Annotated in this window: 1 protein-coding gene; it reads left to right on the top strand. The window is 51.9% G+C overall.

The window, feature by feature from the left end:
- On the top strand, positions 1-335 hold a 335-nt coding region (locus K5Q92_RS24070), incomplete at its 5' end, for a linear amide C-N hydrolase (RefSeq protein WP_220771286.1).
- Positions 336-432 lie beyond the last annotated feature (97 nt).

The following is a 432-nucleotide window of genomic DNA, read 5'->3' as shown; positions in this document are numbered from 1 at the left end:
ATATGGATGCCATTCCCAAGACAGCCAATACCCGGGTGGCGGTTGCCGGCGCCTTCAGCGTCATTCGTAACGCCTCTGTGCCTTTCGGTATAGCTTCCGAGACTGAACCGAATATCTCTTCGACCCGTTGGCGCTCGGTCTCGGATCATAAAAATCGGGTGTATTACTTTGAAACCGCCTTAACCCCCAACACCTTCTGGGTCGATATGAAGGGCATCGACTTCAATAAACAACAAGAAGTGAAAAAGCTGACCATCAACAACAACAGCATCTACTCAGGTAACGCGCTGTCGGACTTTGTCACGGCCAAGCCCTTTACGTTCGCCGGGCTTTAATCTTTAAGACAGGGAGCCAAGGCTCCCTGTCTATCTTTTTGGCCTCACTGCCGAGCCCACGAGACTCCTGAGCATCTCGTATGCCGTCTTCTGCTTG

It is taken from the genome of Shewanella sp. MBTL60-007, assembly GCF_019654915.1.
Taxonomy (GTDB): domain Bacteria; phylum Pseudomonadota; class Gammaproteobacteria; order Enterobacterales; family Shewanellaceae; genus Shewanella.
The sequence above is the reverse complement of the archived record's forward strand: the minus strand, read 5'-3'. Positions and strand labels throughout refer to the sequence as shown.